General features: G+C 65.0%; 13 protein-coding genes. 8 read left to right on the forward strand and 5 right to left on the reverse strand.

Annotation, left to right across the window (positions count from 1 at the left end; genetic code table 11):
- Positions 1 to 178: 178 nt before the first annotated feature.
- The 5 genes from KF759_RS06485 to KF759_RS06505 form a co-directional block, all read right to left on the reverse strand.
- A complete protein-coding gene (locus KF759_RS06485; RefSeq protein WP_291223759.1) occupies positions 179 to 928 on the reverse strand; it encodes a UDP-2,3-diacylglucosamine diphosphatase in 750 nt (249 codons plus the stop codon).
- 67 nt (positions 929 to 995) lie between these two features.
- Entirely contained in the window at positions 996 to 1,715 is a 720-nt protein-coding gene (locus tag KF759_RS06490) for a peptidylprolyl isomerase (protein ID WP_345777426.1), read from the reverse strand.
- Between the two features lie 202 nt (positions 1,716 to 1,917).
- Positions 1,918 to 2,358, reverse strand: coding sequence for a hypothetical protein (locus KF759_RS06495; protein WP_291223762.1), 441 nt, complete (start codon positions 2,356 to 2,358; stop codon positions 1,918 to 1,920).
- 147 nt (positions 2,359 to 2,505) lie between these two features.
- Complete coding sequence (gene asd / locus KF759_RS06500) at positions 2,506 to 3,345, reverse strand: archaetidylserine decarboxylase (RefSeq protein WP_291223764.1); 840 nt, start codon at positions 3,343 to 3,345, stop codon at positions 2,506 to 2,508.
- Positions 3,345 to 3,992: an SCO family protein gene (locus KF759_RS06505; protein WP_291223766.1), complete on the reverse strand. Its 648-nt coding sequence runs from the start codon at positions 3,990 to 3,992 to the stop codon at positions 3,345 to 3,347. Before KF759_RS06505 ends, asd begins: the two co-directional genes overlap by 1 nt.
- Positions 3,993 to 4,104: 112 nt before the next feature.
- Between KF759_RS06505 and prmB the strand changes: the two genes are divergently transcribed.
- The 8 genes from prmB to trpA all read left to right on the forward strand — a co-directional run bounded on the left by prmB (position 4,105) and on the right by trpA (position 13,860).
- The gene (gene prmB, locus KF759_RS06510) at positions 4,105 to 5,025 is read left to right on the forward strand and encodes a 50S ribosomal protein L3 N(5)-glutamine methyltransferase (RefSeq protein WP_291223768.1); all 921 of its coding nucleotides are present in this window, start codon (positions 4,105 to 4,107) and stop codon (positions 5,023 to 5,025) included.
- A 57-nt stretch (positions 5,026 to 5,082) separates the two neighbouring features.
- Positions 5,083 to 6,168 (forward strand): chorismate synthase, encoded by a 1,086-nt coding sequence (gene aroC, locus KF759_RS06515; RefSeq protein WP_291223770.1) that lies wholly within the window; start codon positions 5,083 to 5,085, stop codon positions 6,166 to 6,168.
- A gap of 106 nt (positions 6,169 to 6,274) precedes the next feature.
- Positions 6,275 to 7,303, forward strand: a complete 1,029-nt coding sequence (locus tag KF759_RS06520) for an aspartate-semialdehyde dehydrogenase (RefSeq protein WP_291223772.1) — start codon at positions 6,275 to 6,277, stop codon at positions 7,301 to 7,303.
- Positions 7,304 to 7,415: 112 nt separating this feature from the next.
- Entirely contained in the window at positions 7,416 to 10,034 is a 2,619-nt protein-coding gene (locus KF759_RS06525) for a FimV/HubP family polar landmark protein (RefSeq protein ID WP_291223774.1), read from the forward strand.
- Between the two features lie 139 nt (positions 10,035 to 10,173).
- A complete protein-coding gene (truA, locus tag KF759_RS06530; protein WP_291223776.1) occupies positions 10,174 to 10,941 on the forward strand; it encodes a tRNA pseudouridine(38-40) synthase TruA in 768 nt (255 codons plus the stop codon).
- A complete protein-coding gene (locus tag KF759_RS06535; protein ID WP_291223778.1) occupies positions 10,938 to 11,564 on the forward strand; it encodes a phosphoribosylanthranilate isomerase in 627 nt (208 codons plus the stop codon). Before truA ends, KF759_RS06535 begins: the two co-directional genes overlap by 4 nt.
- A 245-nt stretch (positions 11,565 to 11,809) precedes the next feature.
- Positions 11,810 to 13,048 carry a tryptophan synthase subunit beta gene (trpB, locus tag KF759_RS06540; RefSeq protein WP_291223780.1) on the forward strand — a complete coding sequence of 413 codons (1,239 nt, stop codon included), beginning with the start codon at positions 11,810 to 11,812 and terminating at the stop codon, positions 13,046 to 13,048.
- A complete protein-coding gene (gene trpA / locus KF759_RS06545) occupies positions 13,045 to 13,860 on the forward strand; it encodes a tryptophan synthase subunit alpha (RefSeq protein ID WP_291223782.1) in 816 nt (271 codons plus the stop codon). Before trpB ends, trpA begins: the two co-directional genes overlap by 4 nt.
- The last annotated feature ends 21 nt before the right edge of the window (positions 13,861 to 13,881 follow it).

Below are 13,881 nucleotides of genomic sequence, written 5' to 3' on the forward strand. Positions count from 1 at the left end.
GAAACTCCTGTTGGCGCGTGCGGGTGCTGCGCGTGGCGTGGAGTGGTTCGATCCGCGAAGGGCGAAGGGAATCCCGGGCGTCAGCGCACCGATGTTCGCGAACCGCGCAAGCCAGCGCGGGAATTGTCGCGATGGCCCGGGATTCTACGCTTGCCCCGCAGGCCGGGACTGATCAAGGTCAATGCGTCGTCGGCGAACCGCCCGGAAGCGGCAGGGTGTTCAAGAGCCAGTTTCCGGCCGCGGCTTCAAGCACGCTGCCTTGCTCGTACCAATCACCGAGCACGATGCGACGCGCGCCGAGCAGCCCGAGCGGCGCCAGATCGTGCTGCGCCGGCCGATGGGTATGACCATGGATCAGCGTGCGCACGCCAAGGCGGCGCAGGGTTTCGATCACGGTATTGCCGTTGACGTCGGTGAGTGTTTCACCGAGTGCGCGCGTATAGCGTTGGCTTTCCATGCGTGCTTGCGCGGCGAAGGCCTGGCGCTCAGCGAGTGGCCGGGCGAGGAAGTCTCGCTGCCACTGTGGCGTGCGGGTGTGCGCCCGAAAGGCCTGGTATTTCGCATCATCGGTGCACAACAGGTCGCCATGCATGAGCAGGACCTGTTCACCGGCAATCTCGATGACGCTCGGATCGGGCAGCAGGGTCAGTCGCGCGCGGCGTGCCCAGGCTTCACCGAGCAGGAAATCACGATTGCCATGCAGGAAGTAGACAGGCACGCCTTGTTCATGCAGGTGCGCCAGCGCATCGGCGATCGTGTTCTCCAAGTCAGCAGCGGCGTCATCGCCGATCCAGGCTTCGAAGAAGTCACCGAGGATGTAGAGCGCGTCGGCCTGCGCCGCCGCTGTGCGCAGGAAGCCAAGGAATTGCTCAACGATCGCCGGACGCGATGCGTCCAGATGCAGGTCGGAAATGAACAGTGTGGCCATGCGGATGGTGGCGGCGCGATCACCGCGCCCCGCAGCGCAGGGCGCGGCGCGGGCACTGGCCAGACGATCAATCGACCAAGCTGATTTTTTCGATCACGATCGGTGTGGTCGGTACGTCACCTGCGAACGGGCCTTTGGGGCCGGTTGGGGTCGCGCGGATCTTGTCGACCACATCCATGCCGTCCGTGACTTTGCCAAACACGGCGTAGCCGGGGTTGGCGTCGCTGGCATAGTCGAGGCGCGGGTTATCGACGGTGTTGATGAAGAACTGGGCGGTTGCCGAATTGGGATCAAGCGTGCGCGCCATCGCCACGGTGCCGCGCAGATTGCTCAGGCCGTTCCTGGATTCGATCGGAATCGGCGCGCGTGTCTTTTTCTGGCGCAGATCGGCACCGAAGCCTCCGCCCTGGATCATGAAGCCGGGGATCACGCGATGAAAAATGGTGCCGCTGTAGAAGCCGCTCTTGACGTAGGTGAGGAAGTTCTCGACCGACTTGGGTGCCTTGTCGGGGAACAGTTCGATCGTGATGTTGCCGAGACTGGTCTTGACCAGCACCTTGTTGGTGGCGGGGTTGGCGCCGTCAGCGGGCTTGGTCGCGGGCTTGGCCGCGGATTTTGCCGCGGGCTTTGCCGCGGGCTTTGCCGCGGGCTTGGCGGTTGCGGGCGGCGCAGCCTTTTTCTGAGTCACGGCGGACTTGGTCTGCGGCGTCTTGGCTGCGGGCGCGTCTTGCGCAAGGGCAAGGCCGGGAAGGACGAACAGGAGGGTGAGCAGGACGCGTTTGAACACGGGCAATCTCCACGAAGCCGATGACAGGAACCGTCCAATCATAGGCGTTCTTTTCGATCGCGTGAAACCACGCGCCGGTGCACGTGTCGCACGTTCGCGGCGCAACGGCCGACGGCGCGACGGAACCAGACCCCGGCGTGATGTCTGCAGGCCGTGCCCGGTCATGGTGTCGCAGACCGGGCGGCAACGGGTCAAGCCACGCTCAGGCGGCAGCGGCGTCTTCCTGATTCATCCACTGCTTGATCTGGTCAGCCGGCACGCTTTCCTTGAGCGAGCGCATTGCGCGCATCGCCTGACGATGGAGATCCTGCTGTTCGGAGTACGGCGAGTCCTTGGTCTCGTGATAGACCACGGTGAGCCACAGCGCGATACCGCGCAGGCGAACCTGCAGGTTTTCCGATTGCAGCCGCTCGATGCCGATGTCGGTGCCGGCGCCCCAGGCGCGGTACTTCTCCTCGGGTGGCGTGCCGTAGAGGTGCGGAAATTCACAGGCGGCTGCCGCATTGAACTCGCGAATCGCGATGCCGGCGAGCTGGCGGCGCATCGGCGGCGACAGCGACTCCAAGGCCTTGTTGACTTCACGCAACTGGCGACGCAGTTGGACGGCTCGGCTCAAGGCGATGACACGGGTGACGAATTGCATGATCGTTGTTCCCCCCTGGGTGATCGATGGACGGTGCATTTCGGCCGATTGCTGGCGTCATATTTCGCCGTCCGTTGTCATATTGTGACGGAACGATCGGGAATAAGGAACCCCCCTGCCGGGTCCTTTTCACTGTTTTTTCGGGACTCAGATCACATGCCCGAGCACTGCGCCCATCTCTACGGCTTGCTGCGACTGCAAAGGAACGAGTTCGGCAAGGCCGGCCGGGAGCAGCAGGATCGCTGTCGAACCCATGTTGAACCGGCCCATTTCATCGCCGCGTCCGAGATGCAGGTTCATGCTGCGCCAATCGCGTCGCTGCGGCCTTGAAGCATAAGGCGGGACTTCGACGCCACCCCAGACGGTTTCGATGCCCGAGACGAGCATTGCGCCGACCAGCACCACGACGAACGGGCCGGTCTCGCCCTTGAAGTGGCAGACGAGCCGTTCGTTTCGTGCAAACAGCCTCGGCACGGCGTCGACGGCGAACGGAGCCACGCTGAACAGCCGACCTGGAATATGCAGGGTCTCGACGAGTTCACCCGCGAGCGGCATGTGCACGCGGTGATAGTCGCGCGGTGAGAGATAGACGGTGACGAATCGCCCGTTCGCGTAGGGCGCGGCGGCGGTTTCGTCAGCGAGCAGTTCGGCAACGCTGAAGTCCTGGCCCTTGGCCTGGACGATGCGGCCGCCGGTGATCAGTCCGGCCTGGCTGATGCGACCGTCGGCAGGACAGGCGATGGCCTTTGGATCGACAGGAGCGGGACGCGCGCCCCGCTTGAGTTCGCGCGTGAAAAAGGCGTTGAAATGTGCGTAGGCGGATGGATCGGGCTGCTCGGCCTGACTCAGGTCGATGGCGTAGGCGCGCACGATGCGGCGGATCAGGAAGTCCTTCCATGGGCGCCACCGGCAGCGCGTGGCGTAAAGCACCAGACGGGACAGCAGGCGATGCGGCAACAGGGACTGCAGCAGGACCGAGGCTCGCATCAGCGACTCCGCGCCAGCGCCTGCAGATCGGCCAGCAGTTTGGCTGGCTCGAACGGTGGGCGCAGCAGGCCGACTTCGCGTCCGAGCGGGTCGATCATCACCACCGAGGCGCTGTGATCGACCGGATAGTTGGCATCCGTGGACTCGCCGCGCGCATATACCAGGCCGAGCGCGCGCGTGAGCGGCGTCAACACCTCGTCCGGACCGGTTGCGGCGATGAACGCCTTGTCGAAATAACCGACGTAGCGCGCCAGTTGTTCGGGCGTGTCGCGCGCCGGATCGACCGAGATGAAAACGAAGTTCAGACGCGCACGCAGCGCCGGGTCGAGTTTTTTCCATGCCTGAGCGAAGACGGCGAGCGTGGTCGGACAGATGTCCGGGCAGTGCGTATAGCCGAAGAAGACCAAGGTCCAGCGCCCGCGCCAGTCGGCGTCGCCGAGTTTGCCGCCATCGCTGCGCGTGAGCTCGAAGGCCGGCACGTTGCGCGGATGTGGAAACAGCATGCCTGATTGCAGCGGCGGAAGTTGCGGTATCGGCGCCGTCGAAAACCAGCGCGCGCCCAACCACAGGCCGAGCGCCGCGGCGGCTGCGGCAATGAGGATGGTCCAGTTGGCCGTGATGCGGCCGTGAACGGGCGGGATTTTCATCCGCCGATTATACGGGGCACCACGCAGCTGACTGCGTGGCCGTGGCTTCGCGGCAGAACCGGGGTGGCCATCCCGTATACTTTCGCGCTTGCACCTTCTGCTGGATTGCGTGATGACCCGGGAACTTGCCACGATCATCGATTTCATTCGCTACGGCGCAAGCCGGTTCGGTGCGGCGGGCCTGACCTTCGGCCACAGCTACGACAATGCGATCGACGAGGCCACGCATCTGGTGCTGCATGCACTGCACCTGCCGCACGACCTGTCGCCGGCCTATGGCACAGCGCATCTGGTCGAGAGCGAGCGACTGGTCGTGCTTGATCTGATCGAGCGCCGTGTCGCCGAGCACAAGCCGGTCGCCTATCTCACCGGCGAAGCGTGGTTTGCCGGGCTCAAGTTCAAATCCGACGCGCGTGCGCTGGTGCCACGCTCGCCGATTGCCGAACTGATCCAGAGCGGTTTCACGCCCTGGCTCGACGAACGGCCGGTGGCACGCGCGCTCGACCTGTGCACAGGTTCGGGCTGCATCGGCATCGCCATGTCTGCGCACAATCCCGACTGGTTGGTCGATTTGGTCGACATCAGCGAAGAGGCGCTGGCGCTCGCGCGCGAGAATGTCGCGTTCCAGGACGTCGGCGAGCGTGTGCGCGTGATCCGCTCGGACTTGTTTGCCAGTCTTGCCGGCGAGCGGTACGACCTCATCGTGAGCAATCCGCCCTACGTGACCGAACAGGAATTCGCGGCCTTGCCGCCCGAATACAGCCACGAGCCCCGGCTCGGCCTTGCCGCCGGCGCCGACGGGCTGGATTTCGCGCTGCGCATCCTTGCCCAGGCGCCCGAGCACCTGAACGAGGGCGGCGTCCTCATCGTCGAGGTCGGCGAAAGCGAGCGCGCGCTGATCGAGTGTCTGCCGCAGGTGCCGTTCAACTGGATCGAATTCAATGTCGGCCAGATGGGCGTCTTTCTGCTGGATCGCCGCGACCTGCTCGCGCACGCCCCGGCGATCCGCGCGGCCGCGCAGGGCCGGTCTTGAGCAAGGCGAGATGTCGATCCGGACAAACCTGCCGTTGAGCCACGCCAAGCAGCGCCCATGAGCAATACTTTCGGAAAGTTGTTTGCGGTTACGACCTTCGGCGAAAGCCATGGTCCGGCGATCGGTTGCGTGATCGATGGTTGTCCGCCCGGACTGGCGATCGACTCGGGCGAGTTCCGCGTCGATCTCGATCGGCGCGCCACCGGCAAGAGTCGCTACACCTCGCAGCGTCATGAAACCGATGAAGTCGAGATCCTTTCAGGCGTATACGAAGGGCGCACCACCGGCACCCCGATCGCGCTGCTGATCCGCAATGTCGATCAGCGTTCGAAGGACTATTCGGACATCACCAGCACGTTCCGTCCCGGTCACGCCGATTACACCTACTGGCAGAAATACGGAATCCGCGATCCGCGTGGCGGGGGACGTTCATCGGCGCGCGAAACGACAATGCGGGTCGCGGCGGCGGTGATCGCCAGGAAGTGGCTGGCGCTGCATTTCGGCATTCGCGTGCGCGGCCATCTCGCGCAGATCGGCGGCCTGGTGCCACGTGAATTCGACTGGGATGCGGTCGAGGGCAATCCCTTCTTCTGGCCCGATGCCGGGATGATCCAGGAGCTTGAGCAGTATGTGAATGCCTTGCGCAAGTCGGGTGATTCGGTGGGCGCACGCGTGAACGTGGTGGCAGAAGGCGTGCCGCCGGGGTGGGGTGAGCCGATCTACGGCAAGCTCGATGGCGATCTTGCGGCAGCGCTGATGTCGATCAATGCGGTCAAGGGCGTGGAGATCGGTGACGGTTTCGCGGCGGTGGCACAGAAGGGCAGCGAGCATCGTGACGAGCTCACGCCACAGGGATTCGCCTCCAACCATGCCGGCGGAATCCTTGGCGGCATTTCCAGTGGGCAGACCGTGGTTGCATCCATTGCGCTCAAGCCGACCTCGAGCATTCTCATTCCCGGGCGCAGCGTGAATCTGGCGGGTGAGCCGGTCGAAGTCGTGACCAAGGGCCGCCACGATCCCTGCGTGGGCATCCGCGCGACCCCGATCGCCGAAGCGATGGTTGCGCTCGTGCTCATGGATCACGCGCTGCGCCACCGCGGCCAGTGCGCCGATGTCGGTGCGGTGTCGCCGCGGATCGTTTGAGAATCAGTCGCCGTCATGAGCGGCAATGCCGATTGGTTATTGGCACGGCGAGCGCGGGCTGCTTCATCCTCCCGCGTCCCACGCAAAACACAAAGAGAGCGAAGCGATGAACGCGCACAAGAAGTACAACGTGGCAATGGCCGGGGCGACCGGGGCGGTCGGTGAGACCCTGCTGTCCATTCTGGAGCAGCGCGGCTTTCCGGTTGGCGAGCTGGTGCCCTTGGCGAGCGCGCGTTCGGCCGGTGGCACGGTGAGCTTCGCTGGCCGCGAAGTAGTGGTGAAGAACCTCGCCGACTTCGACTTCAACGGCATCGACATCGCGTTTTTCTCAGCCGGTGGCAGTGTTTCGCGTGAACACGTGCCACGCGCAGCGGCGGCAGGCGCCGTGGTGATCGACAACACCTCCGAATTCCGCTACCGCGACGAGATTCCGCTGGTCGTGAGCGAAGTCAATCCGCATGCGATCGCGCGCTACGTCGATCACGGCATCATTGCCAATCCGAACTGTTCGACGATGCAGATGCTGGTCGCGCTGGCACCGATCCATCGCGCGGTTGGTATCGAGCGCATCAACGTGGCGACCTATCAGTCGGTGTCGGGGGCAGGGCGCTCGGGCGCCGATGAACTGGGACGGCAGACCGCGGCGCTGCTCAACTTTCAGGAGGCCGAACCCTCCAAATTCCAGGCCCAGATCGCTTTCAACCTGATTCCGCAGATCGACGAGTTCCAGGACAATGGCTACACCAAGGAAGAAATGAAGATGGTGTGGGAGACGCGCAAGATCCTCGAAGACGAATCGATCCAGGTCAATCCGACGGCGGTGCGCGTGCCGGTGTTCTACGGCCATTCCGAGGCCGTGCACATCGAGACCCGCGACAAGCTCACGGCCGAAACTGCGCGCAGCCTGCTCCAGAACGCTCCAGGCGTGATCGTGGTCGACGAGCGCAAGGCCGGCGGCTATCCGACGCCGGTATCACACGCTGCCGGCAAGGACGAGGTTTTCGTCGGCCGCATCCGTGAAGACATCTCCCACCCGCGCGGACTTGACCTGTGGATCGTGTCTGACAACATTCGCAAAGGGGCCGCGCTCAATGCCGTGCAGATCGCGGAGTTGCTGATCCGAGACCATTTGTGACGCCGTACACTTTGCAAAAAGGCATCTGTGACGGATAGTTACGAATGTGTTATAAGCCCGTTTCGAGAAACCCGACCAAACGGGTCATCCACGCTGTGGGGAGCACGTTCAGATGAAACGACCGTTGCAACTGTCGCTGGCGATCACGCTTGCGCTGGCCGGAACCAACGCGATTGCGCTCGGGCTTGGCCCGGTGCGGGTCATGTCCAAGCTCAATCAACCGCTGCAGGCGGAAATCCCGGTGATACAGGGGAGCGCGGGCGAGGCCGAAGGCTTGCTCGTCAGCCTTGCCGATCAGGAAGATTTTGAGCGCCTGGGCATAAGCCGCAGCCATCTGGGCGTTCCGCTCGAGTTTTCGGTCGCCAAGGACGCCAAGGGTCAGGTCGTGATCCGCGTGACGAGCACCGAGCCCGTGCGCTCGACCTACCTCGACTTCCTCGTCGAGGCAAACTGGCCGAAAGGTCGCATGCTGCGCGAGTACACGGTTCTGCTGGATCCGCCGATGACGGCGCCCGTCGCCGCGCCGACGCCCAAGGCCGTTGCCGCTGCGCCGGCAATGCCGAAGCCAGCCAAACCGAGCACATCGAGCAGCAAACCCGCCGCTGCGGCGCCAGTGGCTGCGCCTCACCGGCCGGCTGCCGCTGCGCCTGCACCTGCGCGCGCGATGGCCGCGGGTGACTACGGTCCCACCCAGGCGGGTGAAACACTGTCGTCGGTTGCCGCCAAGATGCGCGGTGGCGACGCTGACCTCAACCAGATGATGTTGGCCCTGCTCAAGCACAATCCGGATGCCTTCTATCGCGACAACATCAACGCCCTCAAACGCGGCGTGATCCTGCGCGCGCCGAGCGAAGACGAAATCAAGGCGATCGGTGCGGCCAGCGAGGCTGCACGCCAAGTGCATGCCCAGATCGAGGATTGGCGCGGCATGACGGCATCCACGCCGCGCGTCGCCGCCGACACCGCTGCGACGGCGCCGGCGCCCAAGGCTTCCAAGCCGGTCGCATCCGCAAGTCCCAAGCCCGCGGCATCGTCAGGCCCGCGCGACCAGCTTGAGCTGGTTCCGCCGAAGGCCGGCACCGGAAAGGACAGCGGCGCCGTGGCTGGCTCGCCTGCCAGCGGCAGCAGCAACGGCAGTGGCAGGAATGCCGCAAGCGCCGAGTCGGCCCGCGAGCTTGCGCGCACCAAGGAGGCGCTGGCAACCAGCGAACAGGCGGCGAGTGACCTCAAGTCACGCGTCAAGGACCTCGAGGATCTCAAGGCCAAGAACGATCGTCTGATTTCGCTCAAGGATTCCGAAATCGCCGACCTGCAGAAGAAGCTCAAGGAACTGCAGGCGGCAAAGCCGACGCCCGGCGCAGCCAAGCCCGTGGCGGAAGCGGCACCGGCGAGCGCTCCGATCGACAAGAAGGACATCTGGGGCGATTCCGCCAAGGCGAATGCCGACAGCGCCCCCAAGGCGACAGCTGAAAGCCATCCGGCGACTCCGGTTGTCGATGCCAAGTCGTCTGCGGCCACGCCACCTGCGCCGGCCATTGTCGACGCCAACAAGCCGACTGCGCCCGCCGCGCCCGCAGATGGCAAGGCGGCCACCGCATCGACCATGCCGGCTGCGCCTGCACCCGGCGATGTCGTGCCCGGCAAGGCCACCACAAGCCCGCTCGCGGATACCGGAACGACGTCCACCACGACAGCGCCGGCCGCAGCGACGGCAACGACACCCGCTGCCGCGCCGACGACGGCCAAGCCCGCGGCAACGACAACGCCCAAGCCCGCGACACCGGCGCCGGCCAAGCCCGCAGCATCGGCGCCCAAGGCGGCCACGCAACACGCTTGGTATGAGGCAGACTGGGTCATGCCGGCGGCAATCGGCGGTGGCGTGCTGGTGTTGCTGCTGGGTTTCCTCGGCCTGCGCAAGCGCAAGCCTGCGGCGAAGAAGACCTCGGCTGCGGCGGCGCCGTCGATCGCCGATTCCTTCGGCGATTCGTATGCCCACGGCGGCAGCGGCAACGTGATGGAATCGGAGATTGCGCATCTGCAAGGCCAGATCGCTGCCGATCCAGGCAATCTCGGCGCGCACCTCGAACTCCTGAGCATCTACTACGCCGAACGCAACGTCGAACGCTTCGAGGAGGGCGCCGAGCGGATGCACGAATACGTCGCCGATCCGCAGCAGAGCGAATGGCAGGAAGTGCAGGCGATGGGAGAGGAACTTGCGCCCCATCATCCGCTGTGGGCGTCGTCTGCGCCTGACGCAAGTTCAGCGCACGATGACCAGGCTGGAAATGCCCAGCATTTCGCGTACGACGATGCATCGTTTGTCGACCAGGATGCACCGGCGTCGCGCGACGACAGTTTTGTTCCCGACGCGGGACGCCCTGATTTCGGTTTCGGCATGCCACCCGCGCACGCCCCCGAGGCAGCGGCGCCGCGGGATCTGGCTGATCATGGCTTCGGTTTCGACGCGATTCCCCCGCTGGAGGACATCCCCGTGGCTAGCCACCCTGAACCCGAGCAGCCGGCAATGGCGCATGTGTCCGAACCCGCGCCCGTACCTGCGGATGACTTCTTTTCCAATGAAGATGCGGTCGGTACCAAGCTGGATCTGGCCAAGGCCTACATGGACATGGGCGATCCCGATGGCGCGCGATCGATGCTCGAGGAAGTGCTCGCCGAGGGCAACGACGCGCAGCGGGGCGAGGCCCAGCGCTTGATCGCTGACCTGCGCTGAGCGGGCCAGTCCTACATGCGGGAATCGCGCGGCTGCAACGCCTCGCGGTTCCCGTTTCGTTTCCGGCCCTCGTCGCGCTTGTTCGCAACACGCGTCCTTGTCCTACGATTGCCGATTCCGAACCCGGATTCCGCCTGCAATGCGCATTGCCCTGGGCATCGAATACGAAGGCACTGGCTTCCTCGGTTGGCAGCGCCTCACGCATGGGCGAACCGTGCAGGGAGAAATCGAGGCAGCGCTGGCATTCGTCGCTGACCATCCCGTCGAGGTGACCTGTGCCGGGCGTACCGATGCCGGCGTACATGCACGCTGCCAGGTCGTGCACTTCGACAGTGATGCGGCGCGCAGCGAACGATCCTGGGCGCTCGGCGCGACCTCGCGCTTGCCGCCTGATGTTGCCGTGCTGTGGGCGCGCGCGGTCGATCAATCTTTCCATGCACGCTTTTGCGCCACGGCCCGTCGCTATCGCTACGTGCTGCTCAATCGGCCGATCCGCGCCGCGCTCGACGCCCGCTTCGTGGCCTGGGAGCGGCTGCCTCTGGACGCCGCACGCATGCACGAGGCGGCTCAGGCCGTGCTCGGTGAAAATGACTTCAGCGCGTTTCGCACCTCGCAATGCCAGTCCCGCACTCCGATGCGCAATGTCCATCGCATCCATGTCTGCCGCAGCGGTGACGAAGTCGTCATCGAAGTCGAGGCAAATGCCTTTCTGCATCACATGGTGCGCAATCTGGTTGGATCGCTGCTGATGATCGGGCGTGGTGAACGACCGGTGGATTGGATGGCCGAGCTGCTCCTGGGCCGCGACCGCGATCGTGCCGGGCCGACTGCGCCCGCGTCCGGTTTGAGCTTTGTCGGACCGCGCTATCCCGCAAACTGGAAGCTTCCGGGGCAGGTGAGCGGATGAGCCGTACCCGGATCAAGTTCTGCGGCATTACCCGCGGCGAGGATGTGCGGTGCGCGCTCGAACTCGGTGTCGATGCAATTGGGCTGGTGCTCACGCGCAAGAGCCGGCGATTCGTCGAGCCGTCCAGCGCGCGCGTGCTGCGCGCGCTGTTGCCGCCCTTCGTGAGCGCGGTGGCGCTGCTGATGGATGATGATCCGGAATGGGTCGAGCAGGTGATCCAGGTGGTGCGGCCGGATCTCCTGCAATTCCATGGCAGCGAGGATGCCGCGTTCGCCGAGCGCCTCGATTACCCCTACCTCAAGGCGGTTCCGATGGCCTCGGTCGATGATGTGCCCGCATATGCGCGCGCGCACCCGCGCGCCGCCGGCTTCCTGCTCGACAGTCACGCGGTCGGAGCGGTGGGCGGCACCGGTGCCGCCTTCGACTGGACGCGCGTGCCACGCAACCTGGATCGCCCGCTCGTGCTGGCCGGCGGGCTCGATGCAGGCAATGTCGCTGCCGCGATCACGCAGGCGCAACCGTATGCCGTCGATGTCTCCAGCGGCATCGAATCGGAACCGGGCATCAAGGATCCCCAGCGCATGCGCGCCTTCGTCGCTGCGGTGCGCGCCGCGGGATCATGATGTCCGCGCTGCGCAGGGTGTGGCCCGGCTGCGCTATAGTTCACCGGATGAATCACCGCACCCGCCACATTCCGCCTGCACCCTTCGGCCGCTCTCTGCGTCGCTGGCGGCGTGTCCCCGCTGCTGCGGTTCGATAGTTTCGCTGCTCTGTCGTCGTATGCCTGCTGACGGTGCGGTCGTGCCGGTCAGACGGGCTTTTCCGCCTGTCACATGCGGGCGCGTCGATGAAGTTCGGGGAGTTTGCGATGTCACCTTCCATCAGTTTCAAGATTCCGGGCGAGGCGGTGGATTTTGCCGCGTTCCCAGACGCCAACGGGCACTTCGGCGCCTACGGCGGTTCCTTCGTCGCGGAAACCCTGGCGGTGCCGCTGGCCGAGCTCACGGCGGCCTACGATCGACTGCGCGTGGATCCGGAGTTCATCGCCGAGTACGAGCGCGATCTCAAGTTCTATGTCGGCCGGCCCTCGCCGATCTATCACGCGCAGCGGCTGTCCCATGAGGTGGGAGGCGCTCAAATCCTGCTCAAGCGCGAGGATCTCAACCACACCGGTGCGCACAAGATCAACAACACGATCGGCCAGGCGCTGGTCGCGCGGGCGATGGGCAAGCGCCGCATCATCGCCGAGACCGGCGCGGGTCAGCATGGCGTGGCCACGGCCACGGTGTGCGCGCGCTTTGGTCTCGATTGCGTGGTGTACATGGGGGCGACCGACATCGAGCGACAGAAAATCAATGTCTATCGCATGAAGTTGCTTGGCGCCCAGGTCGTGCCGGTCACCTCGGGTTCGCAAACGCTCAAGGATGCGCTCAATGAAGCGATGCGCGACTGGGTGACCAACATTGCCGACACCTTCTACATCATCGGCACAGTCGCCGGGCCCAGCCCGTATCCGCGCATGGTGCGCGATTTCAATGCAGTGGTCGGGCGTGAGGCGCGTGCGCAGATGCTCGAACACTACGGACGCTTGCCCGACGTGATCACCGCCTGCGTGGGCGGCGGCTCGAATGCGATCGGCTTGTTTCATGCCTTTCTCAACGATGCGCAGGTGCGAATCGTCGGTGCCGAGGCGGCAGGGGATGGCATCGCCACGGGTCGTCACGCCGCATCGCTCTCGGCAGGTCGGCCGGGTGTGTTGCACGGCAATCGCACCTATGTGCTGTGCGACGACGACGGGCAAATCACCGAGACGCATTCGGTCTCGGCAGGGCTCGACTATCCGGGCGTCGGCCCGGAGCATGCATTTCTCAAGGATGCCGGTCGCGCGAGCTACGTCGGCGTCACAGACGAGGAAGCACTTGCCGCGTTCCATCGACTTGCACGGTCCGAAGGCATCCTCGCTGCACTCGAATCCAGCCACGCGGTGGCGCAGGCGATCAAGCTCGCGCAGGAACTGCCCAGGGACCGTTTGGTGTTGTGCAATCTGTCAGGCCGTGGCGACAAGGATGTGCACACGATTGCCGCGCGCGAGAGGATCACGCTGTGAGCCGCATCGACCAGCGTTTTGCCGAACTCGCGGCCAGCGATCGTACCGGGTTGATTCCGTTCATCACTGCGGGCGATCCCTTGCCGGATTCGACCGTGGCTTTGATGCATGCGCTGGTTGTGGCTGGCGCAGACCTCATCGAGCTGGGCGTGCCGTTTTCCGATCCGATGGCAGACGGTCCGGTGATCCAGCACGCCAGCGAGCGCGCACTGGCCCGGGGTGTGGGCCTCACCAGAATCCTCGGTTGGGTACATGAGTTCCGTCAGCACGACGTGGTTACACCGATCGTGCTCATGGGCTACATGAACCCAGTCGAGATCATGGGCGCGGCACGTTTCGCCGAGCTGGCGGTCGAAGCCGGCGTCGATGGGGTGCTGCTGGTCGATTGTCCGATCGAGGAGGCGGCGGCGTCGGCACCGCTGCGCAGCGCGGGCTTGCAGCAGATCCTGCTTGCCGCGCCCACGACCACTGCGCAGCGCATGGCGCAAGTCTGCAGCGCGGCCGCGGGTTTTCTATACTACGTGTCCTTTGCCGGCATCACCGGCGCGGACCGGATCAGTCTGGAGTCGGTCGAGGCCGGCGTGGCGCAGGCGCGGCAGCAGGCGAAACTGCCTGTTGCGGTCGGCTTCGGCATCCGCGACGCAGCCCAGGCGCAGGTGATCGGAAATTTTGCCGATGCGGTCGTGATCGGCAGTGCGCTGGTCGAGCGGCTGTCCAGTGCCAGGGATGAGGCGGAGCTCTGCGCGGAGGCGCAAGCGTTTCTCGCGCCGATTCGTGCGGCGCTGGATGCGGCCCGCGGCGCGTCGCGGTAGGACGCGCGAGGTATTGGACGG

Origin of the sequence: Dokdonella sp. (assembly GCF_019634815.1) — a bacterium.
Classification (GTDB): Bacteria; Pseudomonadota; Gammaproteobacteria; order Xanthomonadales; family Rhodanobacteraceae; genus Dokdonella_A.